23 protein-coding genes and 2 pseudogenes are annotated in these 25,045 nt (G+C 70.1%); 10 read left to right on the forward strand and 15 right to left on the reverse strand.

Annotation, left to right across the window (positions count from 1 at the left end; all coding sequences use genetic code 11):
* Window positions 1–138: 138 nt before the first annotated feature.
* The 6 genes from L2X99_RS07370 to L2X99_RS07395 all read right to left on the reverse strand — a co-directional run bounded on the left by L2X99_RS07370 (window position 139) and on the right by L2X99_RS07395 (window position 5,837).
* Window positions 139–2,286, reverse strand: a complete 2,148-nt coding sequence (locus L2X99_RS07370) for a DEAD/DEAH box helicase (protein ID WP_236135804.1) — start codon at window positions 2,284–2,286, stop codon at window positions 139–141.
* A 238-nt stretch (window positions 2,287–2,524) separates the two neighbouring features.
* Window positions 2,525–3,463: a bifunctional riboflavin kinase/FAD synthetase gene (locus L2X99_RS07375; protein WP_236124372.1), complete on the reverse strand. Its 939-nt coding sequence runs from the start codon at window positions 3,461–3,463 to the stop codon at window positions 2,525–2,527.
* Window positions 3,460–3,849: a hypothetical protein gene (locus L2X99_RS07380; protein ID WP_442923520.1), complete on the reverse strand. Its 390-nt coding sequence runs from the start codon at window positions 3,847–3,849 to the stop codon at window positions 3,460–3,462. The genes L2X99_RS07375 and L2X99_RS07380 overlap by 4 nt, the downstream gene beginning before the upstream one ends.
* A 65-nt stretch (window positions 3,850–3,914) precedes the next feature.
* Entirely contained in the window at window positions 3,915–4,283 is a 369-nt protein-coding gene (locus tag L2X99_RS07385) for a hypothetical protein (protein ID WP_236124368.1), read from the reverse strand.
* Complete coding sequence (gene truB / locus L2X99_RS07390; RefSeq protein WP_236135805.1) at window positions 4,280–5,167, reverse strand: tRNA pseudouridine(55) synthase TruB; 888 nt, start codon at window positions 5,165–5,167, stop codon at window positions 4,280–4,282. Before truB ends, L2X99_RS07385 begins: the two co-directional genes overlap by 4 nt.
* Before the next feature lie 19 nt (window positions 5,168–5,186).
* The gene (locus L2X99_RS07395; RefSeq protein WP_236124367.1) at window positions 5,187–5,837 is read right to left on the reverse strand and encodes a hypothetical protein; all 651 of its coding nucleotides are present in this window, start codon (window positions 5,835–5,837) and stop codon (window positions 5,187–5,189) included.
* A gap of 210 nt (window positions 5,838–6,047) precedes the next feature.
* Between L2X99_RS07395 and L2X99_RS07400 the strand changes: the two genes are divergently transcribed.
* On the forward strand, window positions 6,048–6,806 hold the full coding sequence (locus L2X99_RS07400; protein WP_329608143.1) for an A/G-specific adenine glycosylase: 759 nt from the start codon (window positions 6,048–6,050) through the stop codon (window positions 6,804–6,806).
* A 61-nt stretch (window positions 6,807–6,867) separates the two neighbouring features.
* On the opposite strand, the gene L2X99_RS07405 is transcribed toward L2X99_RS07400, so the two are convergent.
* On the reverse strand, window positions 6,868–7,512 hold the full coding sequence (locus L2X99_RS07405; RefSeq protein WP_236124365.1) for a TetR/AcrR family transcriptional regulator: 645 nt from the start codon (window positions 7,510–7,512) through the stop codon (window positions 6,868–6,870).
* Window positions 7,513–7,530: 18 nt separating this feature from the next.
* Here L2X99_RS07405 and L2X99_RS07410 point away from each other — a divergent pair, with 18 nt between their 5' ends.
* Window positions 7,531–8,892, forward strand: coding sequence for a glycosyltransferase (locus L2X99_RS07410; RefSeq protein ID WP_236135806.1), 1,362 nt, complete (start codon window positions 7,531–7,533; stop codon window positions 8,890–8,892).
* A gap of 72 nt (window positions 8,893–8,964) precedes the next feature.
* On the opposite strand, the gene rbfA is transcribed toward L2X99_RS07410, so the two are convergent.
* The 4 genes and pseudogenes from rbfA to nusA form a co-directional block, all read right to left on the reverse strand.
* The gene (gene rbfA / locus L2X99_RS07415) at window positions 8,965–9,399 is read right to left on the reverse strand and encodes a 30S ribosome-binding factor RbfA (RefSeq protein ID WP_236124360.1); all 435 of its coding nucleotides are present in this window, start codon (window positions 9,397–9,399) and stop codon (window positions 8,965–8,967) included.
* 64 nt (window positions 9,400–9,463) lie between these two features.
* Window positions 9,464–12,234: pseudogene (gene infB, locus L2X99_RS07420) on the reverse strand (translation initiation factor IF-2).
* Window positions 12,235–12,328: 94 nt separating this feature from the next.
* Entirely contained in the window at window positions 12,329–12,598 is a 270-nt protein-coding gene (locus L2X99_RS07425; protein ID WP_236124358.1) for a YlxR family protein, read from the reverse strand.
* 36 nt (window positions 12,599–12,634) lie between these two features.
* Complete coding sequence (nusA, locus tag L2X99_RS07430; protein ID WP_236124356.1) at window positions 12,635–13,621, reverse strand: transcription termination factor NusA; 987 nt, start codon at window positions 13,619–13,621, stop codon at window positions 12,635–12,637.
* 228 nt (window positions 13,622–13,849) lie between these two features.
* On the opposite strand from nusA, the gene L2X99_RS07435 reads away from it, so the two are divergent.
* A complete protein-coding gene (locus tag L2X99_RS07435; RefSeq protein WP_236124355.1) occupies window positions 13,850–14,950 on the forward strand; it encodes a glycosyltransferase in 1,101 nt (366 codons plus the stop codon).
* A gap of 18 nt (window positions 14,951–14,968) precedes the next feature.
* On the opposite strand, the pseudogene L2X99_RS07440 reads toward L2X99_RS07435, so the two are convergent.
* The 3 genes and pseudogenes from L2X99_RS07440 to L2X99_RS07450 all read right to left on the reverse strand — a co-directional run bounded on the left by L2X99_RS07440 (window position 14,969) and on the right by L2X99_RS07450 (window position 18,621).
* Window positions 14,969–16,002, reverse strand: a pseudogene (locus L2X99_RS07440) (TIGR00730 family Rossman fold protein).
* A 51-nt stretch (window positions 16,003–16,053) separates the two neighbouring features.
* On the reverse strand, window positions 16,054–17,805 hold the full coding sequence (locus L2X99_RS07445) for a proline--tRNA ligase (protein ID WP_236124354.1): 1,752 nt from the start codon (window positions 17,803–17,805) through the stop codon (window positions 16,054–16,056).
* 42 nt (window positions 17,806–17,847) lie between these two features.
* Window positions 17,848–18,621 carry an isocitrate lyase/PEP mutase family protein gene (locus L2X99_RS07450; RefSeq protein ID WP_236124352.1) on the reverse strand — a complete coding sequence of 258 codons (774 nt, stop codon included), beginning with the start codon at window positions 18,619–18,621 and terminating at the stop codon, window positions 17,848–17,850.
* Between the two features lie 70 nt (window positions 18,622–18,691).
* Here L2X99_RS07450 and L2X99_RS07455 point away from each other — a divergent pair, with 70 nt between their 5' ends.
* The 7 genes from L2X99_RS07455 to L2X99_RS07485 all read left to right on the forward strand — a co-directional run bounded on the left by L2X99_RS07455 (window position 18,692) and on the right by L2X99_RS07485 (window position 24,051).
* Complete coding sequence (locus L2X99_RS07455) at window positions 18,692–20,119, forward strand: RNB domain-containing ribonuclease (RefSeq protein WP_236124351.1); 1,428 nt, start codon at window positions 18,692–18,694, stop codon at window positions 20,117–20,119.
* The gene (locus tag L2X99_RS07460; RefSeq protein WP_236124349.1) at window positions 20,116–20,955 is read left to right on the forward strand and encodes a phosphotransferase family protein; all 840 of its coding nucleotides are present in this window, start codon (window positions 20,116–20,118) and stop codon (window positions 20,953–20,955) included. Before L2X99_RS07455 ends, L2X99_RS07460 begins: the two co-directional genes overlap by 4 nt.
* An 80-nt stretch (window positions 20,956–21,035) precedes the next feature.
* Window positions 21,036–21,932: a hypothetical protein gene (locus L2X99_RS07465; protein WP_236135807.1), complete on the forward strand. Its 897-nt coding sequence runs from the start codon at window positions 21,036–21,038 to the stop codon at window positions 21,930–21,932.
* Window positions 21,929–22,276: a GntR family transcriptional regulator gene (locus tag L2X99_RS07470; protein WP_236124345.1), complete on the forward strand. Its 348-nt coding sequence runs from the start codon at window positions 21,929–21,931 to the stop codon at window positions 22,274–22,276. The genes L2X99_RS07465 and L2X99_RS07470 overlap by 4 nt, the downstream gene beginning before the upstream one ends.
* A gap of 28 nt (window positions 22,277–22,304) precedes the next feature.
* Window positions 22,305–23,117: an ornithine carbamoyltransferase gene (locus tag L2X99_RS07475; protein ID WP_236124343.1), complete on the forward strand. Its 813-nt coding sequence runs from the start codon at window positions 22,305–22,307 to the stop codon at window positions 23,115–23,117.
* Between the two features lie 50 nt (window positions 23,118–23,167).
* Window positions 23,168–23,389: an alpha/beta fold hydrolase gene (locus L2X99_RS07480; protein WP_236135808.1), complete on the forward strand. Its 222-nt coding sequence runs from the start codon at window positions 23,168–23,170 to the stop codon at window positions 23,387–23,389.
* Window positions 23,368–24,051 (forward strand): alpha/beta fold hydrolase, encoded by a 684-nt coding sequence (locus L2X99_RS07485; RefSeq protein WP_236135918.1) that lies wholly within the window; start codon window positions 23,368–23,370, stop codon window positions 24,049–24,051. The genes L2X99_RS07480 and L2X99_RS07485 overlap by 22 nt, the downstream gene beginning before the upstream one ends.
* A 22-nt stretch (window positions 24,052–24,073) precedes the next feature.
* On the opposite strand, the gene L2X99_RS07490 is transcribed toward L2X99_RS07485, so the two are convergent.
* On the reverse strand, window positions 24,074–25,045 hold the full coding sequence (locus L2X99_RS07490; protein WP_236124340.1) for an aldo/keto reductase: 972 nt from the start codon (window positions 25,043–25,045) through the stop codon (window positions 24,074–24,076).

The raw sequence follows: 25,045 nt of genomic DNA on the forward strand, positions 1-25,045 counted from the left end.
CATTCCACCCGAGCGAAAACCGAGGATCTTGCGGACCTGATCGAGTCGAAACGATGATCTTGCGGTGTTCCGACCACCTCGCACGCAAGAGGGCGTCAAGAACGGATGTTCTTAACGCCCTCTGCGCGGCTGATGACCTCAGGCCGTCAGCAGAGACTCCCGCAGCAGGTGCATGAGCGCACCGAGCTGCACCGACTCCACGCTTCCCGGCTCGATGTTCTCGCCGTCCAGCGCACGACCGGCCAGTCCCTGCTTCTGATCGATGAGCTCGGCGATCTTGGTGTCGATCGTGTGCGCGGCGATGATGCGCCATGCGGTGACCGGCTCGTCCTGGCCGATGCGGTGCACGCGGTCGATCGCCTGCGTCTGCTCGGCAGCGGTCCAGCTGAGCTCGGCGAGCACGACGTTCGACGCGGCCTGCAGGTTCACACCGACGCCGGCCGCAGTGAGCGAGCACACCGCGATCCCGACCTCGGGGTCGGCGTTGAACGCGTCGATCGCCGCCTGACGCGCCGGGGTGGTCTGGTCGCCGCGGATGGACACCGCTCTGATGCCGGATGCGGCGAAGTGCGCCTCGGCCTGGTCCATGACATCGATGTGCTTCGCGAAGAACACGACCTTCTCGACCGAGCGCTGCAGCTGCGCGGCGTAGTCGGCGGCGAGCTGGGCCTTGGCCTGGCCGATGCGGCGCACCATCGTGAAGACGTTGTCTCCCCCGGTGCCGGCGGCCTTGGACTCCTCGAGCTCGTTGTGCGCGACCAGGCGCACGATGTCCTCGTCGATCTCGCCGGCCTCGGACGGGCCGTGTGCTGCCGCGCGGGCCTCGACGATGCGACGGTACTTCGCCGCCATGCGCTCGCCCAGCTCGCGCTCCGCCTCGCGGATTCCCCGGCCGAACTCGTCATCCAGCTGCACGGGCAGATCCGCGATGAGCTTGTCGGGCAGGTCGGCTGCGACGTCCTTCTTCTTGCGTCGCACGATGCCCATCGAGATGACGGCCTCGCGCGCCTCGGCATAGAACGACTTGTCTGCGGGGGTCAGGCCGGTGGCGTCCAGCTTGTCCATCAGCGCCGGCTCCGGCTTCTCGCCGTTGGTCCAGCCCAGGAAGCGCCAGATCGCGTCGAAGTCCTCGACGTCGTTGATCAGCGGTGTTCCGGTGAGGGCGAGCATGAGCGGGTTGGCCTCGCGCTCGCGGATGCGGCTCGCCAGCGCCAGCACGTTCTGCGAGCGCTGCGAGGAGAGGTTCTTGATGAAGTGCGCCTCGTCGACGACCATGCCCTTCAGCCCGATCGAGCTCAGCCACGACAGGTGCCGGTCGAGGATCTCGTAGTTCACGATGAACACGTCGGCGAACGCGTCGATGTCGGCGCCGTCGCCCTGGATCACCGTGGCTCGGCGCTGCGGGGTCCACAGCTCCACCTCGCGCGCCCAGTTCATCTTCACGACGTTGGGCACGACGACCAGCAGCGGGTAGGACTCGGCGACGGATGCCGCCAGCACCGACTGCGCGGTCTTGCCGAGCCCGGGCTCGTCGGCCAGCAGGAAGCTGCGGTGCCCGGCGCGCACCGACTCGATGAAGCGCGACTGGTGCACCATGACCTCGCGGCCCTTGGGCGAGATGTGGTCGTACTCGGGCACCGGAGGCAGCTCCATCGTGGCCGTTCCCCCGCCTGCGCCGGACTCGAACGCCTTGTACAGCGGGCCCATCAGCTCCCAGCCGTCCAGCCGACGGCGGGGCGTCGAGGCCGGACGCGGCGTGAGATCGGGGGCGAGGAAGGGGTTCGCGAGCTGGCGCGACTCCACCGACGGCGGGGTCACCTGCTTCTCGGCGAGAGCGGCGGGCACGACCACCGTGCTCTTCACCGGCGCGATGTCGGTGATGACGAGCTCCTCCGGGGCGAGCTCTGCGCCGGACTCGAGCAGCCAGTCGCGCCGCATGCGCTTGGCCACGGGGCTGGTGGCCTGGTCGGCCTCGAGCAGCTGGATCAGCGACGTGTCGCGCGCAGCGGTCTTGGCGAGGATCGTCGCCACGCCGTCGAGACGCTTGAGCAGTTCAGCACGCGCCGAGTCGGACAGCTCGCCGTCGGCCTTCACCCTGGCGCGCTCCTCGCGCACCAGGAAGGCGATGACCTGGAACTTCACACGATTGGTGGGCCCGAGCTTTCCGCGCTGGGCCTTCGCCTCGATCTCGCGCACCTTGCGGGCGAGGATCGGGATCAGAGGCGCCTCGTCATCGCGACGGGACGTCTTCTTTCGCCGCGGGGCGGCGGTCGCCGTGGTCGGCATGCTCCTCCTGAGCTGAGATATCCGTGCCGAGGATGCTCGGCCGTACCTGTCGTCCGCGGGTGGCGTGCTGCCGGAACGGACTTCCTCCGGATGCGTACTCGCATGGCGACTGCGCACTCGGGCCGATGCCCCGCGACCTCCGGATCGCCGGCGCCGATGCGCAGCAGATGCGCTCGGGCGGGGATCCGCGCAACAGTCTACGCCATTGTGCAGTTCGGACGCGGCGAGCAGCGGCGTGTCAGACGCCGAGAACGCTCTTCGCGGCGGTGACATCGGCGTCGATCTGCGCGATCAGCGCCTCGACGCCCTGGAACGCGACCATGCCGCGCAGCCTGTCGGCGAACTCCACGGTCACGTGATGCCCGTACAGGTCGAGCCCCGTCTGCCCGAGCACGTGCGCCTCGACCTGACGCCGCGGCACGTCGTCGAAGGTCGGGTTGGTGCCGACCGAGATCGCGGCGGGATGCCGGTCGTCGCCGTCGACCAGCCAGCCGGCGTAGACGCCGTCGGCCGGCACCAACGCGTCGACGGTCTCGGAGAGGTTCGCGGTCGGGAACCCGAGCTCGCGTCCGCGCTTGAGACCGTGCACGACCTCGCCGGACACCGACACGGGTCGTCCGAGAACCTGCGCCGCAGCGGCGACCTCACCGGCGTCGAGCAGTTCACGCACCCAGGTCGACGACACCCGTCGGTCCGAGCCCGGCAGGAACACATCCTCGACCACGTCGACGGTGAAGCCGTGCTGCACACCGAGCTCGCGGAGCAGTTCGGGTGTGCCCGCGCCTCCGCGCCCGAAGCGGAAGTCCGCCCCGACCAGGACGGTGCGCACGCGCAGGGCGTCGACCAGGATGCCGGTGACGAAGTCCTCCGGAGTGCGCGAGGACAGCTCGCGATCGAAGGTGAGCACGAGGGTCGCATCGATGCCGGTTCCGTCGAGCAGTTCGAGCTTGCGGTCCAGATCGACCACGCTGTCCGGGCAGATCTCCGGACGCAGCAGCGCGAGCGGATTGCGGTCGAAGGTCACCGCGACCGCGCGGGCGTCGATGGCGGCGGCGTCCTCGCGCATCCGGCGGATCACGGCCTGATGGCCGATGTGCACGCCGTCGAACTTGCCGATCGCGACGACGGTGGGGCCGAAGTCGGCCGGCACGTCCTCGGCCGCGCGGAAGACGATCATGCGGATGCTCCGGGACGGTGCGTGCGCAGCCACCACAGGCCGCATACCGGCAGCACGAGCGGGATGAAGAGGTATCCCATTCCGAAGTACGACCACACCGAGTCATGCCCGAACAGTGCGGGGGCCGTGAGGCTGAGCGTGCCGACGACGAGCACGCCCACCATCTCGAACGCGATCGCCACCCAGGCGACGGTGTACCAGCCGGGCCTGCCCGCCTTGATCAGGGCGAGCGTCGCGAGGATGTACACCACGGCGGCGAGCGCCGACAGCGTGTACGCCAGAGGCGCCTCATCGAAGCGGCGGATGATCTGCACGAGGCTGCGCCCCGTCGCGGCCAGCGCCATCACGGCGTAGACGATGACGAGGACGCGGCCGATGCCGGTCATCCGGGCGCGCGAAACGGTGTTGGTCATGACGGGTTCCAGTTTCGAGGGGGCCGGCGGGAAGAGCGTCAGGCGACCTGGATCGTCCAGATCGTCTGCATCCGCCACAGCATGATCGCCAGCGACAGGCCGACGACGCCGAGGACGACGGTGCTCCACCGGCTGCGCTCCAGCAGCGCCCAGGCCACGCCGCCCAGCGGCAGCAGCACGGCGGCGATCAGGTAGACCCAGAACTCGAGCAGATCACCGGTGGGCGGGTTCCCGGCGAACGGCGCGATGATCGCGATCACCACCTGCACGACGAGCAGCAGCTCGACGAGGGCGAGGCTGCCGACCGTCCAATCGCTGGGCCGGCGGCCGGCGAAACCGGCGATCAGGCAGAACACGCCCGACGCGCAGGCGACGACGATCTGCACGATCGTGAACCACAGGATCATCGGGCTGCCTCCTCAGGCATGTTCATGGCGCTCTTCAGATCCCCGCCTCGAGCCTCGACGATGCCGACGAGCACCTGCTCGGGATCGACGGCGGCCGCCAGAGGCGCCGGCAGACGCACGGCCTGCCCCGCCAGGCGCTTGCCGTGCCAGAGGTCGCGGGCCTCGTCGGCGCTGACGTCGATCACGGGCAGGACCCGCCCCGCCGCGTCGGCCGGGGTCATCGGGACGGCTCCGGCCAGCTCATCGATCGTGACGGCGCCGGAGACGTCGATTCCGCCGACCCTGGTGCGGCGCAGCGCGGTCAGGTGCCCGCCTACACCGAGACCGGTGCCGAGGTCACGGGCGAGTGCGCGGATATAGGTTCCGGAAGAGCAGTCCACGATCACGTCGAGGTCGATGACGCCGTCCCCCCGGCGCTCCGCCAGCACGTCGAAGCGCGACACGGTCACATCGCGAGCCGCGAGCTCGACCTGCTCCCCCGCGCGCACGCGGTCGTAGGCACGCCGCCCGTCCACCTTGATGGCCGAGACGGCGCTGGGAACCTGGGAGATCTCGCCCCTCAGCGCGGCGATGCCCCCTTCGATCGCGGATGCCGGCACTTCGGCGGCATCCGTCCGCGAGACGAGCTCGCCCTCGGCGTCATCGGTGCTGGTCGCCTGCCCGAGGCGGATCGTCGCCCGGTAGGTCTTGTCGGCGCCCACGATGTAGGTGAGCAGGCGCGTGGCGCCCTCGATCCCGATCACCAGAAGCCCGGTGGCCATCGGATCGAGCGTGCCGGCGTGCCCCACCTTGCGGGTGCCGAACGCGCGTCGCACGCGGGCGACGACATCATGACTGGTGAGTCCGCCTGGCTTGTCGACGAGGAGGATTCCGGGCGAGACCATCCCTCAAGCCTACGGCGTGTCAGCCGCAGACCTCGTACGGCGGCTCGTCCCTGGAGGTCACCGTGACCGCGCTCACGGCGTCCTCATCGGCGCGGAACGAGAAGAAGATCGAGCCGATGCCGTCCGGGCCGACCCGCAGCATCGAGCCGTCCCCGATGGTCGGCTTCTGCTCCACCGCGTCAGGATGTGCGACGAGCACCTCCTCGCGGCTGGAGCCGAGGCCGAGGCCGTCCGCGGTGCGCGGGCCGTCCCCGGGCTGCGCCGTCTCGGACGTCGAGACGTCGATCGTGGTCACCGCCCCGTCGGTCAGATCGCTCTCGCGCGAGAAGTAGGCGGACACGCTCTTCTCCGGGTCGTTCCAGAACGCCGTCCACGAGCAGTTCTCGTCGACCGTCCAGGTCGGCACGCCTGCCACCGCATCGGCGAAGAGCTCGTCGAGCTGCACCGGCCCCATCCCCTGCTCGGTGATCGTCCAGGTGCGCGGGTCGTCCGGGTCGGCGTCCGGGTTCGTCGTGCGGGTCTCATGCGGCGTCGGCGCGTCCGACTGGATCGACGTCGGCGATGATGTGCTCGTCGGCGGGGACGCAGGCGTCCCGCAGCCAGCCAGCGCGACCGCCAGCACCGTCACGCCGAGCACCGCTGCGGCGCGCTTCCCTGTCCTCCTGATCATGGCTCACCCTCCGAAGCAGCCGTCCGTCCGAGCGCCGCGATCTCGCACGACCGCTCGATAAGCTGGCTGGATGGTCACGCCCGCGACTCCCCCGCCGCGTGGCGCCCAGCTCTGCTGGCATGGTACCGACGCGAAGCCCGCGATCTCCCGTGGCGCCGGCCGGAGTTCTCGGATCGTTATGGCGCCTGGGGCACGCTGGTCAGCGAGTTCATGCTGCAGCAGACTCCGGTCGCACGGGTGATCCCGCACCTGGAGGCCTGGCTGGAGCGCTGGCCGACGCCGGCCGCGCAGGCCGCGGCGACGCCGGCCCAGGTGGTGCATCAGTGGGCGAATCTCGGCTACCCGCGGCGCGCGCTCTGGCTGCACCGCGCCGCCATCGAGGTGGTCGAGCGGCACGGTGGTGTCGTGCCCCGCGATGTCGACGCGCTGCTGGCGCTGTCCGGCATCGGCGACTACACCGCGCGAGCCGTCGCCGTGTTCAGCTACGGCGACCGGCACCCGGTCGTCGACACCAACACCCGCAGGGTGATCGCACGGGCGGTGGACGGCCGGTCGCAGCCCGCCCCGCCGTCCCGGCGGGATCTGATGCGCATGTCGGCGCTTCTCCCCGAGGACGACGACGATGCCGCGGTCTTCAACGCCGCCGCGATGGAGCTCGGCGCGGTGGTCTGCACCGCACGCTCGCCGCGATGCGGGATCTGCCCGCTCGCGCCCTCCTGCGCCTGGCTTGCCGCCGGCCGCCCCGACACCGGCGACGAGCGTCGCCGCCAGGCGCGCTACGAGGGATCGGACCGGCAGACCCGCGGCGGCATCCTGCGCGCGCTGCGGCACGCGACGGATCATCGGATGCCGGCGGATGCCGTGCTCGCGGACTGGCCGGATCGGGCGCAGCGCGACCGGGCGATCGACTCCCTGATCGCCGACGGCCTCGTCGAGGCATCCGACGACCACCTGCTGCTCCCCCGCTGACCACGCGCCGGCCGCAGCAAGTGCATCCTCGAAGACCGCCCGCAGAGCATCGTCGCTCGACTCAGTCCTTCACCATCAGTTCGCGCATCAGGCGCGCGATGAGGTTCCGGTACGCCTCCAGGCCCGCCCCTTCGATCCGAACAACCCTGTCGTAGACCTCGACCGATCCGATCACTGCGCCCCACCGTGCGAGTTCGACGTCCGGCACGTCCTCACGCAACCAGCCGTGCGAGCGCCAGAGGCCCGTCACCCGGAGATTCTCCTCCCGGATGCTCTCAGTGAGCCTCCGAAGGGACGCCGCAAGCTCAGGGTCGGAGCGCGCTGCTTCCGAGAAGGCCAGCCACAGCCCGTGACTGCGGCTGTTGACCTCGGCGAGGATCACGGCGCTGATGCGCGCGGCATCCGCTGCGGATCCGGCCGTCCGGAACCGTGACCCCAGGTCCGTGTCGAGCACCTCGCCCTCATCGCCCGTACCGAAGGACAGCAGGTCGATCGCGGCGTGCAGAAGGCGGATCTTCGGTCCGTGGCTCTGCACGGTCTCGGTGGAGACATCCGCGGCGCGCGCGATCTGCGGCAACGAAGTCCCCGCGTAACCGCCCGACGCGAAGAGTTCCGCGGCGGCGCGGATGATGCGCTCCCGCGTCTCGGAGGCCTGCTGTTCACGAAGGCGCGACGTGTAACGGCGCCGCGGTTGCTCTCTCGACATATTGACTCCTGTATCACCATGGTGAATACTGCACTCCTATATTCAACCACATCCGCCGAAGATCGGAGAGAGATCATGGCTTCCCTGTTGTTCGCGAGCGTCCCGGTGCATGGGCACCTCACCCCTCTGCTCCCCCTCGCCCGGGCGCTCGTCGAGAGAGGCGATCACGTGCGGTTCCTCACGGGGGCCCGTTTCCGCGACGTCGTCGCCGCTGCCGGGGCCGAGCACGTTCCGCTGCCCGCCGACGCCGACTTCGACGACCGCCGGATAGGCGACCGCTTCCCCGGGCGAGAGGGACTGTCGCCGGTGAAGGCGATCGCGCACGACATCGAGCACGTCTTCGTCCGACCCGGCGCGAGCCAGTTCGCGGCCATCCAGCACTTGCTCGAGGACGAGCCCGCAGACGCGATCGTCGTGGATCCGACCTTCGCTGCGGGCGCCCTGCTGGTCGAACTGCCGCCGGCAGAACGTCCGCCCGTCATCGTCGGCGGGGCATTGCCCCTGAACCTTCCCGAGCCCGGTCTGGCTCCGTTCGGGTTGGGGCTGCCGCCGAGGCACGGTGTGTCCGGCGCCATCCGCAACCATGCACTGCATGCCCTCACAGATCGTCTCTTCGCGCCGGTGAACGCGGCCGGTCGCGAGATCGGGCGCCGTGCACTCGGCGCAGAGCCGCGCTTCCCCGTGATGGACTGGATGCGGCATGCCGATGCGATCGCACAGCTCGCCGTCGAGTCGTTCGAGTATCCGCGGCCGGCGACCGATGCCAGGGTCGTCTTCATCGGTCCGGCATCGGTCTCGGACGCGCGCGTCCACTCACGACCGGAATGGTGGCCCGACCTCGATGGCGCCCGGCCTGTGATCCACGTGACCCAGGGGACGCTCGCGAACGATGACCTGGGCGATCTCGTTCTGCCGACGATCGAAGCCTTCGCCGACTCGGACGCCCTGGTCGTGGTCGCCACCGGCGGTGTACCGGTCTCTTCACTCGGCGCGCTGCCGGAGAACGTACGCGTCGCGGAGTTCCTGCCGTACGACGAACTGCTGCCGCTGACGACGGTGATGATCAGCAATGGCGGCTACGGTGGTGCACAGTTCGCGCTGCGACATGGCGTTCCGCTGGTGGTCGCCCCGGGACAGGAGGACAAGATCGAGGTGGCCGCAAGAGTCGCCTGGTCGGGTGCGGGCGTGAATCTGCGCCGGCAGCGCCCCGCACCCGCGCAGTTGCGGCGCGCGGTCGACCGTGTTCTGCAGGACCCGTCTTATCGGCGTGCGGCGGAGCGGATCGGTGCCGACATCGCGGCTGCCCCCGGCGCATCGGGGTTCGCCGCGCTGGTCGACATCCTCATCGCCGAGCGCACCCTGGCTGGTGCGACCGGCTGAGCCCGCTTCCTCGTGCCCCCTCGTCGAAGCACCGCGTCTCGCAATCCGGCACAGAGCCTCCCGCGATTCGTGCTACCGCTCGTCGCCCTCTTCGTCCGCCTCGCGGTACGGGTCGGCGTCGCCGGCGTGCGTGGCGGTCGAAGCGAGTCTGGCCACCTCGGCGTCGCGCTCCTGCGCCTCGCGCAGCAGAGCGCCGATGTGATCAGCGGTCTCCGGCAAGGCGTCCGGGATGAACTCCAGCGTCGGCACCAGACGGGTGCTCAGCTGACGGCCCACCTCGCTGCGCAGCATCCCGGTCGCCGAGGTCAGCGCAGCGCCGCTGGCCACGCGCTCCTCCTCGGTGCCGAGCACCGTGTAGAACACAGAGGCGTGCTGGAGGTCGCCCGAGACGCGCACGTCCGTGATCGTGACGAAGCCGAGGCGCGGGTCGCGCAGCCCCTTCTCCAGCCGCTCGGCGAGGATGACGCGGATGCGGTCCGCGAGCCGTGCCTGTCGTTCGCCAGCCATGTTCCCTACTCCCTGTGTGACGAATGAGGGGCGCCCGGAGGCGCCCCTCATTCTTCAGATCGGATCAGCCGCGCGGCTTCTCCACCATCTCGGTCGTCTCGATCTCGTCGCCGACCTGGATGTCGTTGTACTTGCCCAGGCCGATGCCGGCCTCGAAGTCGGTGCGCACCTCGGTGACGTCGTCCTTGAAGCGACGCAGCGACTCGATGGCCAGGCCATCGGCGAGCACGACGCCGTCGCGGATGACGCGCGCCTTGGCGTTGCGCGTGATCGTTCCGGAGCGGACGATGACACCGGCGATGTTGCCGAACTTCGAGGAGCGGAACACCTCGCGGATCTCGGCGACACCCGACTGGACCTCTTCGAACTCCGGCTTGAGCATGCCCTTGAGAGAGCTCTCGATCTCGTCGATCGCGTTGTAGATCACCGAGTAGAACCGGATGTCCACGCCCTCGCGGGACGCCGCCTCGCGGGCCTTCGCATCGGGGCGGACGTTGAAGCCGATGACGATCGCGTTGTCGATCGTCGCCAGGTTCACATCCGACTCCGTGACAGCGCCGACACCGCGGTGGATGATCCGCAGCTGCACCGAGTCGTCGACCTCGATCTTGAGGAGCGACTCCTCCAGCGCCTCGACGGCACCGGACACGTCACCCTTGATGATGAGGTTGAGCGTCTCGACCTTGCCCTCTTCGAGAGCACGGGTGAAGTCCTCGAGCGAGATGCGCTTGCGAGCCTTGGCCAGCTGGGCGTTGCGCTCGACGGCCTCGCGCTTCTCGGCGATCTGGCGAGCCATGCGGTCCTCGTCCGTGACGATGAACACGTCACCGGCGCGGGGCACCGAGTTCAGACCCTGCACCTGCACCGGACGCGAGGGCGCTGCGAACTCGACCGCTTCGCCGTTCTCGTCGAGCATGGCGCGGACGCGGCCGTACGCCGTTCCGGCGACGATCGCGTCGCCGACGTGCAGCGTTCCGGACTGGATCAGCACCGTGGCGATGGAGCCGCGGCCCTTGTCGAGCTTCGCCTCGATCGCGACACCGCGGGCGGACTTGTTCGGGTTCGCCGTGAGGTCGAGACCCGCGTCAGCGGTCAGCAGCACGGCGTCGAGCAGCTCCTGGATGCCGGTGCCGGCACGCGCCGACACGTCCACGAACATGACGTCGCCGCCGTACTCCTCGGCCACCAGACCGTACTCGGTCAGCTGCTGGCGCACCTTGGCCGGGTTGGCCTCGGGCTTGTCGACCTTGTTCACCGCGACCACGATCGGCACCTCGGCCGCCTGGGCGTGGTTCAGCGCCTCCACCGTCTGCGGCATGATGCCGTCGTCGGCGGCGACCACGAGGATGGCGAGATCGGTGACCTGGGCACCACGGGCACGCATGGCGGTGAACGCCTCGTGACCCGGGGTGTCGATGAAGGTGATCGCGCGCTCGATGCCCTCGTGCTCGGTCCAGACCTGGTACGCACCGATGTGCTGCGTGATGCCGCCGGCCTCGCCCTCGATCACGTTGGTCTGACGGATCGCGTCGAGCAGACGCGTCTTACCGTGGTCGACGTGGCCCATGACGGTGACCACCGGAGGACGGATCTCGAGATCCTCGTCGCTCTCGGCCTCCAGCTCGGCCTCGAGGTCGAGACCGAAGCCCTCCAGGAGCTCCTTGTCCTCGTCCTCGGGCGAGACGATCTGCACCTTGTAGCCGAGCTCTTCGCCGAGGACCTCGAAGGTGGCCTCGTCGAGCGACTCGGTCGCGGTCGCCATCTCACCCAGGTTGAACAGGATGGTGACGAGCGTGCCCGGCTGGACGGTGTAACCCCTCAGGGCCTCGAGCTTGTCCGCGAAGTCGGCGATCGACGCGCCGCGGCGCAGACGGATGATCTCGCCGTTGCCCTTCTGGACGTTGACGCCGCCGACGACCGGCGCCGACCGCATCTCGAATTCCTGCCGCTTCGCCCGCCGCGACTTGCGCTGCTTGCTCTTGCCGCCGCCCTTGCCGAACGCGCCCGCAGTGCCGCCGCCGGGTCCACGACCGCGACCGCCGCCACCGGGACGACCGGCGAAGCCGCCGCCCGGACGCTGGAAGCCACCACCGGCACCGGCGCCCCCACCGGGACCGCCGGGACGGCCAGGACCGCCGGAGCGCTGCTGGAACGGAGCGCCGCCGGGACGACCGCCCTGACCGCCACGTGCGCCACCCGGACGACCGGCGCCCGCCGGACGGGGTCCGCCGACGCGCGGCGAACCGGGACGGGGAGCCTGCGGCCGCCGGATGTTGCCCGGAGTCGGACGCTGACCCATGCCCTGCGCCGAGGCGAACGGGTTGTTTCCCGGACGCGGGCCCGCGGGCCGCTGACCCATGCCCTGCGAGGACGAGAAGGGGTTGTTCCCGGGTCGCGGTGCGCCCGGCTTCGGGCGCCACCGCTCTTCGGGGCGGCACCGGGCTTCGGAGCGTCACCCGGCTTGGGTGCGCTGCCGCCCGGCTTGGGCGCGTCGGATGCCGGAGCCTGAGTCTCGGCAGCGGGAGCCGGTGCCTCTTCAGCGGGCGCCGCAGGCGCCGCGGGCTTGGCGGGACCGGGCTTCGGGCCCGGCTTGGGTGCGCTCTTCGCACCCGAAGCAGCGGGCTTCGGGGCGGACTTCGCCTCGGGCCCTGCCTCGACGGGCTTCGCGCTCGGGTCGGCCTCGATCGCCGCGCGCAGCTTGCGCGCCACCGGCGGTTCGATGGTCGAGGACGGGCTCTTCACGAACTCGCCGAGCTCCTTGAGCTTCGCGAGAGCGAACTTGCTGTCGACGCCGAGTTCAGCGGCGATCTCGTGCACACGTGGTTTGGCAGCCACAATTCTCCTGTCTGGGTCGATCCGCCCAGGCAGGGCGGACCATCAGTCGCGGACGGGTCTCATTTCGAGCCGTTCACTTTGTTTCCATAGCCGTTCAGCCTTTGTTTCTCTGGCGATACTGTTCGATGATCCGCACGTCGGCCTCGGAGAACTCCAGGGGTCCGGACGCACGCAGTGCACGAGCGAAGGCACGGCGCCGCAGCGCGGCATCCATGCATTCACGAGCCGGATGCAGCCACGCCCCTCTCCCGCTCATCACGGCGCGCTCGTCGAGGACGAGTTCACCATTCCGGGCAACCACCCTGATCAGAGCGGATCGAGAGGCACGTTCGCGGCAACCGACACACGTTCGTACAGGTTCCATCTTACACCTCGGCCCTGAGCGTCGGATGCGCCGCGCTCAGTCCATGACGCTGTCGGGCTGAATGTCGATCTTCGCGCCCGTGAGCTTCGCGGCGAGGCGGGCGTTCTGGCCCTCCTTGCCGATCGCGAGCGACAGCTGATAGTCGGGCACCAGGGCGCGGACGGCCTTGGTGCCGGCGTCCAGCACGAACGCGCTGGTGACCTTGGCGGGCGAGAGCGCGTTCGCGACGAAGGTGGCGAGATCGGGATTGTGGTCGACGATGTCGATCTTCTCGCCGGACAGTTCCTCGGTGACGGCGCGCACGCGGCGGCCGAGCTCCCCGATGCAGGCACCCTTCGCGTTGATGGACGGGTCGTTCGCCGTGACCGCGATCTTGGTGCGATGGCCGGCCTCACGGGCGAGCGAGACAATCTCGACCAGGCCCGCGGCGATCTCCGGCACCTCGAGAGCGAACAGCTTGCGCACCAGACCGGGGTGGGTCCGCGACACGGTGATCTGAGGCCCCTTCGTGCCCTTGGACACGCTCGTCACGTACACGCGCAGACGCGAGCCGTGCGTGTACTCCTCGCCGGGGACCTGCTCCTCGGGCGGGAGGATCGCCTCGACCGATCCGAGATCCACGTGGATCATGCGCGGGTTCGGGCCCTGCTGGACGACACCGGCGACGATGTCGCCCTCCTTGCCGCGGAACTCACCGAGCACCGCGTCGTCGGCGATGTCGCGGAGGCGCTGGCTGATGACCTGCTTGGCCGCGAAGGCGGCGATGCGACCGAAGTCCTCGGGCGTCGTCTCCTCCTCGCCGACGACCGCGCCCTCGTCATCGAGCACCGGCTGCAGCACGGCGACGTGACCGGTCTTGCGGTCGAGGTGGACGCGCACGCCCTCGGTGGTCTCGTCGCCCTCGGAGGAGGCGTTCTTGAGGTAGGCCGTCAGGATCGCCTGCTCGATGATCTCGACGAGCTCATCGAAGGGGATCGCCTTCTCCTTCTCGATGCCGCGCAGCAGTCCGAGTTCGATGTCCATGACGGCCTCCCTATTAAGCTCTCACCGCGGTCAGGTTCGCCGCGGGCATCCGACCAGAATACCGGACGCGCGCCCGCGCGACGCCGCACAGCGGGGTCGGGCGAGAGGACGCACTCCTCACCGGCATGTTTCCGTGCTTGTCGGCCGCGCGCCGCGGGTCTACCCTGATCGCATCGGATTTCGCAGGATGCCTTCGCATTCGCCTTGGGGAACGAGATCGGAACACCCGTGACACCGCTGAACGTCCTCGTCATCGGGGCTGATGCCGGCGGCAACGTGCCGCCGGTGGCCGCCGTGTGCCGCGAGCTCGTCGAGCGCGGGCACCGCGTCGCCTTCGCAGGCATGCTCCTGCGCCACGTGGGAGTGGAACCCGTCCCCCTGCCCGCGCTGATGGGGCACCAGCCCGGGCTCGCCGCGAACGGCGTCGCGCAGATGACGGACATGGCGCGGATGGGCATGGGCCCGGCGCTCGCGAAGCAGGTGCGTCAGGAGATCGGCCGGCGGCATCCCGATGTCGTCGCGATCGACGGCATCATGGTCTCGTCCATCCGCGAGGCCACTCGCATCGGACCGCCCACGGCCGTGCTGTTCCACTCGTTCGGAGCGCTCTGGGGCGGCAGGATGTCGCGGGGACCGGCCAGTGCGGTGCTCGGTCCGTTCGGGCTGAGCCCGACGGCGGTGTGGGGTGCGGCGGATGCCCGCCTGCTCCTGACCGACCGCGATCTCGACCCGCTCACCGATGAGGAGAACACCCTCGGCTTCGAGTGGACCGGGACGACCGAGCAGGCTGTTCCGCCGGCGCCTCGAAGCCACGACGAACCGCCGCTGGTGCTGGTCAGCCTCAGCAGCGTCTGGCAGCGCAAGCAGGACGACGTCTACCGTCGGGTGATCACCGCACTCGGCCGGCTGCCGGTCCGGGCGGTGGTCACCCGGTCGATGCCGCAGACCCCGCTGCGGGGCGAGTTCCCGCCGAACGTCGAGGTGCGCGGCAGGTCGGCGCACACCGAGATCCTGCCGCACGCGGCGCTCGTGATCGGACACGGCGGCCATTCCACGACGCTCGCCGCCCTCGCGCACGGCGTGCCGCTGCTCGTGCTCCCGATGAACAGGACCTCCGATCAGCCGCTGATCGGACGGGTCGTCGAGTCCCAGGGCGCCGGACGGGTGCTGTCGCGGTCCGTGCCGGCGCCGGAGCTGCAGTCGTCCATCGCCGACCTCCTCGCGGACGCGCGCATCGCCACGGCCGCGGCGCGCGTCGGAGAACGCCTGCGCGCAGAACGCGGCGCCGCCGTCGCCGCCGACCGGATAGAGCAGCTCGCCGGTCGGTGAGGTCGGCCGCGCGCGAGATCAGCCGGCCGACGGCAGCCTGTTGATCGCGCGGATCAGTCGGTGCAGCGCGCCGACCCGGAACTGGTCGAGCACCAGCACCAGCCGCGGCATCTCAACGACATCACGGTCGGCGCGCTCCGGAGCCAGGGGCTCGGTGCGCTCGATGCGGCCGCGCAGCAGCAGGTCGCCGAAGCGATCGTTGAGCTCCGCGATCTCCGCGTCCGTCGGCGCGGTGCGCAGCCGCAGCACCAGCTGATCGCCGACCCAGCGCAGCGAGTCGTAGTTGTGCCAGAACCCCAGGATCTCCTGTGCGGCCGCGTCGACCGAGTCGGTGATCAGCACCCGATCCAGGTCACCGGGCGAGATGTATCCCCCGCGGCGAGGTTTCCGTCGACGAAGGTCTTCAGGCCGTGCCAGAACGTGCCGCCCGGCTCGTCGAGCAGCACGATCGGCACGGGTTCGGCCTTACCGGTCTGCTGAAGAGTGAGCAACTCGAACATCTCGTCCATGGTGCCGAAGCCGCCCGGCAGGCAGACGAAGCCGCGGGACTCCTTGACGAGCATGAGCTTGCGCGTGAAGAAGTACTTCATCGACACGAGGTTGGTGTCCTCGGCGACGACGGCGTTCGCCTTCTCCTCGAAGGGCAGCCGGATCGAGACGCCGATCGACATCTCCCGTCCCGCGCCCTCCGCTGCCGCCTGCATGATGCCCGGCCCGGCTCCGGTGACCACCATCCAGCCGGCTTTCGACAGCAGTGCGGCGACGTCGTGAGCCTGACCGTAGAGCGGATCGGCCCCCGTCGTGCGCGCCGATCCGAAGATCGTGGCCTTGGACGCCCCGGTGAGCGGGGCGAACAGCCGGAACGCGTCGCGCATCTCGCTGAGCGCGGCCGACGCGATCTTCAGGTCGAGGCGGTCGGTGCTGTCCTGCCCCAGCAGGATCGCCGACTGCAGGATGCGGGTGACGAGGCTCCTGTTCGCGGTGATACCCGCCTGGTCGAGCAGCGTCGCCAGTCGCACGCGGAGATCGTCAGGAGGGGTCGGGTCGGTCATGTCTCCAGCCTGTCACGCGGGAGTGCGGGCGGCGCGAACGACGCGGCCGGCTCACCCCAGGCGCGCGACCAGCTCGGATGCCGCGACGGTCTCGCGCTCGCCGGACCGGCGGTCCCACAGCTCGACCTGGCCGTCGGCCGCACCGCGACCCACGATGACGATGGTCGGCACTCCGAGCAGTTCGGCGTCACCGAACTTCACGCCGGGTGAGACCTTCGGACGGTCGTCGAAGAGCACGTCGCGCCGGGTCGCCTCGATGTCGGCGGACAGCTGCTCCGCCAGGTCGAAGGCGACCTGATCCTTTCCTGTGGCGATCACGTGCACGTCGAACGGCGCAATGGTCTCGGGCCAGATCAGGCCCTTGTCGTCGCTGTTCAGCTCGGCGATCGCCGCGAGGATGCGGGTGACGCCGATGCCGTATGAGCCCATCGTGACCGTGGTGAGCTTGCCGTTCTCGTCGAGCACCTTGAGTCCGAGCGCCTCGGCGTACTTGCGGCCCAGCTGGAAGACGTGGCCGATCTCCATGCCACGGGCGATCGTGACAGGACCGGAACCGTCGGGGGCCTCATCACCGTCGCGCACGCTGGCGACCTCGACGAAGCCGTCCGCGCTGAAGTCGCGCCCGGACACCACGCTGTGCGCGTGCTTCTGGTCGGTGTTCGCACCGGTGATCCAGCTCGTGCCCTCGGCGACGCGGGGGTCGACCAGGTAGCGGATGCCGGTGGCGGACTCCTCGCCGAGCACGGCGCCGGTCTCGCTCCACGGGCCGATGTAGCCGCGCACGAGCAGCGGGTGCTTCTCGAAGTCGGCGTCGGTCGCCGGTTCGACGTCGGCGGGCGCGAAGGCCACCTCGGCGCGCTTCTCGTCGACGTCGCGATCGCCGGGCACGCCGACGACGACGAGCTCACGGCTGCCGTCGAGGTGGGTCAGCGCGAGCACCACGTTCTTCAGAGTGTGAGCCGCGGTGTACTCGCCGTCCAGCACGGCGTTGCTGTGCGTCACGAGCGTGTCGATGGTCGGTGTGTTCGGCGAGTCGAAGATCACCGGGGAGCCGTCGGGGTCGAACGCGACCGGAGCGATCTCGGGCGTCGTGTACGCCTCGACGTTGGCGGCGTAGCCGCCGGCCGAGCGCACGAACGTGTCCTCGCCGATCGGAGTCGGGTGCAGGAACTCCTCGCTGCGCGAGCCGCCCATCGCACCGGCATCCGCCTGCACGATCACGTACTCCATGCCCAGGCGCTGGAAGATGCGCTCGTAGGCGTCGCGCTGCGCCTGGTAGCTGATGTCGAGTCCGGCGTCCGTGTAGTCGAACGAGTAGGCGTCCTTCATCGTGAACTCGCGGCCGCGCAGCAGGCCGGCACGGGGACGCGCCTCGTCGCGGTACTTGTCCTGAATCTGGTAGATCGACAGCGGCAGGTCCTTGTACGACGAGTACAGATCCTTGACGAGCAGCGTGAAAGCCTCTTCGTGCGTCGGGGCGAGCAGGTAGTCGCCGCCCTTGCGATCCTGCAGACGGAAGAGCAGATCGCCGTACTCCTCCCAGCGGCCGGTGGCCTCGTACGCCTCGCGCGGCATCAGGGCGGGGAAGTGCACCTCCTGGGCGCCGGCGGCCGCCATCTCCTCACGCACGATCCTCTCGATCTTCGCCTTCACGCGCAGCCCCAGCGGGAGCCAGGCGAAGATGCCGGCGGCCTGCGGCCGGATGTAGCCGGCGCGGATCAGCAGCCTGTGGCTCGTGACCTCGGCACCGGCCGGGTCTTCACGGAGCGTGCGGACGAAGAGATGAGAGAGACGGGTGACCACGATCCGATTCTACGGGTGGCCACCCGTCCCCTTTCACCCGCGTCAGTTCAGCGCTCTGGTGCCCTCCGGGATCACGCCGTCCGCGTACAGGCTGGTGGCGACGTCCTGCAGGGCGGTCAGGGCGACGCGCTGGGTGGTGGGCCCGTAGGAGATGCGTGCGACGCCCAGCGCCTCGTACTCCGCCGCGGTGAGCGCACCGGGCAGCCCGATCACGCTGACCTTCCCGGCGCCGATCCCGTCGACGAGCGTGCGGGTCGCCTCTGCGTCGAGGATTCCCGGCACGAAGACGGCCTTCGCCCCGGCGTCGAGGTAGGCCCGGCCGCGCTCCACGGCGTCCGCGAGCTTGTCGGCCAGTGGCTTGTCGCCGCCGCGCACGATCGCGTCGGTGCGGGCGTTCAGCACGAACGGCACGCCCTCGGCCTCCCCTGCCTTCACGATCGCCTCGACCTGCGCGACCGAATCGGCCAGCGGCTTCAGACGGTCCTCGATGTTCGCACCGACCACGCCGACGCCGATCGCAAGCCGTGTGGTCTCGCCGGCGTCTCCGTACCCGTCATCCAGGTCGGCGCTCACCGGCAGCTCGACGGCCGCGGCGATGCGGCCGACGAAGTCGATCATGAGATCGCGCGGGATCTGCCCGTCGGCGTAGCCGAAGGTCGCGGCGATGGAGTGGCCGGCTGTCGCGAGGGCGCGGGTCTCGGGCAGTGCGGCGATCGCCTGCGCCGAGACGACGTCCCAGATGTTGACGACGCGAAGGATCTCCGGTGCGTCGTAGAGGGCGGCGAGCGTCTGTGCCTTGTCAGCGGTGGTGGTCATGACCCCACGCTAACCGTCGTCGGCGGCACCGGCGCGGATGTGTCCGAAGAAGGCGGCATAGGCTGGCGCCATGCCCCAGCGCCGACCGCACATCGCAGACTCCGCCGCGCAGAGCGCGCTGGCCGAGGCTCTCGCCGAACTGAGGGACTCCTTCGACACGCCGTTCCCGCCGGAGGCTCTCGCCGAGGCCGAGAAGGCCACCGCGGTCGCGCCGGATCTGGACCTGCGCGACATCCCGTTCGCGACGCTCGATCCGGCAGGGTCCAGGGACCTGGATCAGGCGTTCCAGCTCGAGCGGAGGGGCACGGGCTTCACCGTGCGCTACGCGATCGCCGACGTGCCCGGTTTCGTCGTGCCCGGCGGGGCCCTGGATGCAACGGCGCGCGAGCGCGGGCAGACGCTGTACGCCGCCGACGGTTCGATTCCGCTGCATCCTGCGGTGCTCAGCGAGGGCAGCGCGTCGCTGCTGCCGGGGCAGGATCGGCCGGCGCTGGTGTGGACGTTCGCCCTGGATGCCGAGGGCTCCGTCGCCCGCACGACGCTGCAGCGCGCGCTGATCCGCTCCCGCGTGCAGCTCGACTACGTCACCACCCAGCGGGGCCTGGATGCCGGTGAGGACTCCCCCGCATCGCTGCTGCCCGAGATCGGGAGGCTGCGGCTCGAGCAGGAGGCGGCGCGCGGCGGCGCGAGCCTGAACCTGCCGGATGCCGAGGTCGTGCGCACCGGCCCTGGACAGTACGGCATCGAGCGCCGGCAGCCGCTGCCCGTCGAGGACTGGAACGCCCAGCTGTCGCTGATGACGGGTATGGCGGCCGCGGACATCATGCTCGACGGCGGCGTCGGCGTGCTGCGCACCATGCCGCAGCCCGATGAGGAGACGTTCGAGGAGTTCCGCACACAGACGCGGGCGCTCGGTCGCCCCTGGACCACGGGTCGGTACGGCGAGTACCTGCGCAGTCTGGACCGGGCGGATCCGCTGACCCTTCCCGTGCTCGAGGCGGCGAGCGCCCTGTTCTGCGGCGCCGGCTATGTCGTCTTCGACGGCACAGCGCCCGAGGAGACGCTGCAGGCAGCGATCGGCGCGCCGTACGCGCACGCGACGGCCCCGCTGCGCCGGCTCGTCGACCGTTGGTCCCTCGCGATCTGCCTGGCGCTCTCACGGGGCGACGAGGTTCCGGCGTGGGCGCGCGAAGGTCTGGCCGAGCTGCCGAGACTCATGCAGGAGTCGTCGTCGCGGGCATCGCAGCTGAACGCGCAGACCGTCGAGCGGGTCGAGGCCGCCCTGCTCGCACCGCGCGTCGGCGAGGTCTTCGAAGCGACCGTCATCCGGCCTGCGAACGGCGAGGGCGAGGCGACCGTGCAGATCGCCGAGCCCGCCGTGACCGCCCGCGCACCGGTCCCTGCAGGGGCCAGGCCGGGCGGCGTCGTGCGCGTGCGGCTCGACGCCGCCGACATCCGCACCGGCGCTGTCGCCTTCTCGGCCGCGGGGTCGAGGTGAGCGTCCGACTGGATGCCGCACAGCGGACCTGGGTCGACGAGCGGCTGCCGGGCGCCGAGGTCGTCGCGGACATGTCGTGGAACCTCGTGGACACCACCGTCCTGCACGTGCGATCCGCCGGGCAGGACTTCGTCATCAAAGCCGCAGGTCCCGACGACACGCACCTGCCGCGCGAGATGTCCGCGCACCCCGGCTACGTCGCACCGCTCGCGGCCACGGGGCAGGCCGCGAGCGTGCTCGACGCGGATGCCGCGGCCCGCATCATGCTGCTCGAGTATCTGCCCGGCACGCTCGTGCTCGGCACGGAGACCGAGCGGCAGTCGGACACCTACCGGCAGGCCGGCGAGCTGCTGAGCAGGCTGCACCGGCTGGAGTCCAGGAAGGATGCCGAATACGAGGCGCGCGCGACGGCCCGCGCGCTGCACTGGCTCGACCAGCCGCACCGGGTGGACACCGCGACGGCAGAGCACGCCCGCCGGATCCTGTCCTCGGCTCCGGCATCCGCGGTGTCGATGGTGCCGACGCACGGCGACTGGCATCCGCGCAACTGGCTCTTCGACCAGGGCGTCGTGCGTGCGATCGACTTCGGACGCTTCGCGTTCCGACCGGCATCAACGGATCTCGTGCGCCTGGCGGCGCAGCAGTGGCGCGGGCACCCCGAGTTCGAGGCCGCCTTCTTCGAGGGATACGGCCCCGACCCCCGCGACCCCGAGCTGTGGCGTCTCGACGCCTTGCGCGAAGCGGTCGGAACCGCGGCCTGGGCGTACAAGGTCGGCGACGAGCCCTTCGAGCGTCAGGGACACCGGATGCTGGCCGAGGCGCTCGCCGCGTTCTGAGTTCCGCCCACTGCAGCCCTTGATCTTGTATCAGTCGATCGCTACATTATGTGTCAATCGACTGAAACAAGGAGGGCGCCGTGTACGCATATCTCTTGCTCGCCTGTGCACCGTTGCTCGTCGCCCTCGTCGTCGCCGTACTGTGGCGGTTCACCGCGATGCGCTCGATCCGCAGGTTCGACCGCAGGACCATCGTCACGACGGTGTTGGCGGGTGCGATCCCGGTGGCCGTCATGACCCTCACGCGACTCTCGTTCTGGTTGCCGTCCTTCCTCCCGCCCTTCGACCGGCACTGGAGCGCATGGCTGCCGCTGGTCCTCGGGATGCTCGCGGTGGCGCTGCTGTCGATTCCGCCCCGGGCAGCGCGCACGCCCGCCACGGCAGATCTGTCGCGGCGGACAGTACTGTCCGTCGTCCCGGTGACGTGGGTGATCACGCTGCTGGTGCTGGCGGTCGTCATCGTCGCGATCACACTCGCCGCCGGCGCGGCATCGGAGCCGGACGAGTTCGGCCACCACACGCGGTACACGATCCGCATCGGATCGGCCGCGGAGATGAGCTCCGAGATCTACGGCTGGTACTACTCCGTACCCGCCCTGCTCGCGCTCGGCGCACTCCTCCTGCTGACGGCGATTGTCTGGATGCTGATCCCGCGCCGCCCCTGGGACGATGACAGGGCAGCGGATGCGGCTGTGCGCCGTCTCCGGGCGGCGAACATCGGGCGCACCACTGCCGGCGCGATGCTCGTGCATCTGTCGTTCGTGCTGCAGTCACTGTACGGGACGTCGCAGATGTCGGGCATGGCGGCATCGGGCGACCTCGGACAGGTCACCGTCGGCACCTCCTTCGCCGCGCTCGGCCCCGCGCTGTTATGGGCCTCGGAGATCGCCCTCGCAGCCGGTCTGTCGCTGTGGATGATCGTCGCGCTGACCGCCGTGCCTGCGGGGGTGCGGCGTCCGGCGCCGGCATTCGCATGATCATCTCACTCTCCGCGTCCGGCGGCACACCTGCAGAACAGGTCTACGACCAGCTCCGCGGTCTCATCACGACCGGTCGGCTCGCCGCCGACGAACGGCTGCCTCCGGTGCGCCGCCTCGCGTCCGATCTCGGTATCGCCGCCGGCACTGTCGCGAAGGCGTACAAGCAGCTCGAGAACGATGGACTGGTCGTATCGCGCACCGGTGCCGGCACACGAGTGAGCCGCTCGGCGAACACGGTCTCGCAGGCCGTCGCCGACGCTGTGCGCGCCCTGGCCGAGGTATCCCGACGTGAAGGCCTGAGCCGCGAGGACGCCGAACGCGCGCTTCGCGCCATGTGGTGAGCGTCGATCCGCCGGATACGCTGGCCGGATGCGCCATCTGATCCGCCTGTCCGACTGGGATCGCGCCGATGTCGAGCGGGTGTTCGCCCTCGCGGACGAGCACGACCGAGGCGCGGGCCCCCGTCGCGAGGGATGTGCGGTGATGTTCTTCCCGCCGAGCAGCCTGCGCACGCGTGTCTCCCTCGAACGCGGTGCGCAGCTGATGGGGCTGCAGCCGATCGTGTTCCCGCCCGAGTCGCTCGAGAAGCCCGAGGCCCTCGCCGACGTCGCCGGGTATCTGGCCTCCTGGGCGGATGTCCTGATCGTGCGGCAGCGCATGCAGATCATCGAGGAGCTCGCCGCGTCCAGCCCGATCCCCGTCATCAACGCGATGACCGAGCTGAACCATCCGTGCGAGGTCCTCGGCGATGTGTACGCGCTCGGCCGCACCCGTGACCCGCAGTCCCTGCGATTCCTGTTCGTCGGCGCCGACGGCAACATCGCCCGCGCCTGGCAGGAGATCGCCGTGGTGCTCGGCCTCGATCTCGTCCAGTGCTGCCCCGGCCCGATCGCGACGCCGGGCGCCGAGCACACCGACGACCTCGCCCGCGCGATCACCACGGCGGATGTCATCATCACCGACGGTCCGGGGCAGCACGCCGAAGCTCTCGCGCCGTTCCGGATCACTGCCGCTCTGCTTGACACCGCGCCCGCCGGCGCGCAGTTCATCCCCTGTCCGCCGCACCTCGCCGGCCGGGAGGCCGCCGCAGACGCGTTCCGGCATCCTGCCCTCGCCGGTCACGGCTTCAAGAGTTCGCTCCTGCCGGTGCAGCAGGCGGTCATGTCCGTATGCCTCGACTGATGTACAAGCCCGCCTGACGTACCGCGTGTGCACTGCTAGCATCCGGGATCATGGCACAGACCCTGAGCATCAACGGAACCGGGATCTTCGTGGATGAACGCGGCCCGGCCGACGGGCCAGCGGTGCTGTTCATCCACGGCGGACCAGGCAACCCGTCCTGGGACTTCATGGAGTCCGTCGGCGACCTGTTCGCCGCCCAGGGGTACGCATCATCGGAGTCGACCAGCGCGGCATCCTGCGCTCCGACACTCTGCCCGAGGTACCCGCGCTGAGCGTGCCGGTGCTGATCGAGGACTTCGAGCAGCTGCGGGAATCCCTCGGGATCGAATCCTGGACGATCATCGGCCATTCCTCCGGCGGCGCCTACGCACTGGACTACGCCCTGGCGCATCCCCGGGTGATCGACAGACTCATCCTGGACTGCCCCGCGCTCGACACGGACGCCACCGACCGACACCGCCTCCCCCGCGCCGCAGCGCTGCTCGACGCGGCGGGCATGCCGGAGGAGGCGGAGCGCTGCCGTGAGCTCGCCGGGCGCGAGCAGCGGCTGAGCGCCGAGGACCGGTCCTGGGAGGCCATGACCCCGCTCGGCGCGCAGTACCTCGATCTGTTCTTCGCCGACGCCGAGGGGCGCCGGCGCTACGAGGAGATCACGGATGCCGCGCCCGACGGTCTGGACTGGTCGAAGTCGTGGTCGCACCGTCCGCTGCTGGCCGACATGTACGTCGACCGTCTGCCGCAGCTGCCCTCCCTGACGATGCCATCGATGCTGGTGCACGGCGATGCCGACCTGGTCGCCGCCCCGGCGATCGTCGACGCCTACCGCGCGGCGACCGGCGGCCCGGTGGCAACCATCGCGAACGCCGGCCACTTCTCCTTCGTCGAGCGCCCGACCGAGTACGTCGATGCCGTGATGGGCTTCCTGCGCGGCTGAGGGCAGGCGCGGTCGCGTCGGCTCAGCGATCCACGTGCGAGAACTGCGCCGCGCTGTACCTCTCGCCCCGCACGCCGGCAGCGAGCGCGTCGAGCTCCGCGAGCTCGTCCGGCGACAGCACGAGGTCGGCCGCTGCGAGGTTCTCCCGGATGCGCGAGATCCGGCGCGTGCCGGGGATCGGCACGATCCACGGCTGCTGCGCCAGCAGCCAGGCCAGCGCGACCTGACCGGGCGTGGCGTCCTTCGCCGCGGCGAGCGCCGTGACGCGCCCGATCAGGGCGGCGTTCGCCGCGCGGTTCTCCTCGGTGAACCGCGGCAGTCCGCCTCGCATGTCGTCGGCGGCGAACGCCGTCGTGGCGTCGATCGCCCCGGTGAGGAAGCCCCGGCCCAGCGGGCTGAACGGGACGAAGCCGATGCCGAGTTCGTAGAGCGCCGGCAGCACCTCCCCCTCCGGGTCACGGGTCCACAGCGAGTACTCGCTCTGCACCGCCGTCACCGGATGCACGGCATGAGCGCGTCGGATCGTCGCGGCGGATGCCTCGGACAGGCCGAGATGGCGCACCTTGCCCTCGGCGATCAGTTCGGCCACCGTTCCGGCGACGTCCTCGATGGGCACCGCCGGGTCCACCCGGTGCTGGTAGAGCAGATCGATCACATCGGTGCGCAGGCGCCGCAGCGAGGCCTCCACGACCGCCCTGATGTGCTCGGGACGGCTGTCCAGACCGTCCTCGCCGATCCGGAACCCGAACTTCGTCGCGATGACCACCTGATCGCGCACCGGCGCGAGCGCCTCGCCGACGAGTTCTTCGTTCACGTAGGGCCCGTACACCTCAGCGGTGTCGAACAGAGTGACGCCGAGATCGACCGCGCCGCGGAGCACCGTGATCATGTCGTCGCGGCTGCCGGGGTTGGGGCCGTAGGCCTGGGACATGCCCATGCAGCCCAGTCCGATCGCCGAGACCTCGAGTCCCCGGCCGAGGGTTCGCTTCTGCAT

Source organism: Microbacterium sp. KUDC0406 (genome assembly GCF_021582875.1).
Lineage (GTDB): Bacteria > Actinomycetota > Actinomycetes > Actinomycetales > Microbacteriaceae > Microbacterium.

What these genes read in the sequence shown, in the direction of transcription:
- L2X99_RS07370 (WP_236135804.1), bottom strand. Translation starts at nt 2,286, where the DNA reads ATGCCGACCACGGCGACCGCCGCCCCGCGGCGAAAGAAGACGTCCCGT.
- L2X99_RS07375 (WP_236124372.1), bottom strand. Translation starts at nt 3,463, where the DNA reads ATGATCGTCTTCCGCGCGGCCGAGGACGTGCCGGCCGACTTCGGCCCC.
- L2X99_RS07380 (WP_442923520.1), bottom strand. Translation starts at nt 3,849, where the DNA reads ATGACCGGCATCGGCCGCGTCCTCGTCATCGTCTACGCCGTGATGGCG.
- L2X99_RS07385 (WP_236124368.1), bottom strand. Translation starts at nt 4,283, where the DNA reads ATGATCCTGTGGTTCACGATCGTGCAGATCGTCGTCGCCTGCGCGTCG.
- truB (WP_236135805.1), bottom strand. Translation starts at nt 5,167, where the DNA reads ATGGTCTCGCCCGGAATCCTCCTCGTCGACAAGCCAGGCGGACTCACC.
- L2X99_RS07395 (WP_236124367.1), bottom strand. Translation starts at nt 5,837, where the DNA reads ATGATCAGGAGGACAGGGAAGCGCGCCGCAGCGGTGCTCGGCGTGACG.
- L2X99_RS07400 (WP_329608143.1), top strand. Translation starts at nt 6,048, where the DNA reads ATGCTGCAGCAGACTCCGGTCGCACGGGTGATCCCGCACCTGGAGGCC.
- L2X99_RS07405 (WP_236124365.1), bottom strand. Translation starts at nt 7,512, where the DNA reads ATGTCGAGAGAGCAACCGCGGCGCCGTTACACGTCGCGCCTTCGTGAA.
- L2X99_RS07410 (WP_236135806.1), top strand. Translation starts at nt 7,531, where the DNA reads ATGGTGAATACTGCACTCCTATATTCAACCACATCCGCCGAAGATCGG.
- rbfA (WP_236124360.1), bottom strand. Translation starts at nt 9,399, where the DNA reads ATGGCTGGCGAACGACAGGCACGGCTCGCGGACCGCATCCGCGTCATC.
- L2X99_RS07425 (WP_236124358.1), bottom strand. Translation starts at nt 12,598, where the DNA reads ATGGAACCTGTACGAACGTGTGTCGGTTGCCGCGAACGTGCCTCTCGA.
- nusA (WP_236124356.1), bottom strand. Translation starts at nt 13,621, where the DNA reads ATGGACATCGAACTCGGACTGCTGCGCGGCATCGAGAAGGAGAAGGCG.
- L2X99_RS07450 (WP_236124352.1), bottom strand. Translation starts at nt 18,621, where the DNA reads ATGACCACCACCGCTGACAAGGCACAGACGCTCGCCGCCCTCTACGAC.
- L2X99_RS07455 (WP_236124351.1), top strand. Translation starts at nt 18,692, where the DNA reads ATGCCCCAGCGCCGACCGCACATCGCAGACTCCGCCGCGCAGAGCGCG.
- L2X99_RS07470 (WP_236124345.1), top strand. Translation starts at nt 21,929, where the DNA reads ATGATCATCTCACTCTCCGCGTCCGGCGGCACACCTGCAGAACAGGTC.
- L2X99_RS07475 (WP_236124343.1), top strand. Translation starts at nt 22,305, where the DNA reads ATGCGCCATCTGATCCGCCTGTCCGACTGGGATCGCGCCGATGTCGAG.
- L2X99_RS07480 (WP_236135808.1), top strand. Translation starts at nt 23,168, where the DNA reads ATGGCACAGACCCTGAGCATCAACGGAACCGGGATCTTCGTGGATGAA.
- L2X99_RS07490 (WP_236124340.1), bottom strand. Translation starts at nt 25,045, where the DNA reads ATGCAGAAGCGAACCCTCGGCCGGGGACTCGAGGTCTCGGCGATCGGA.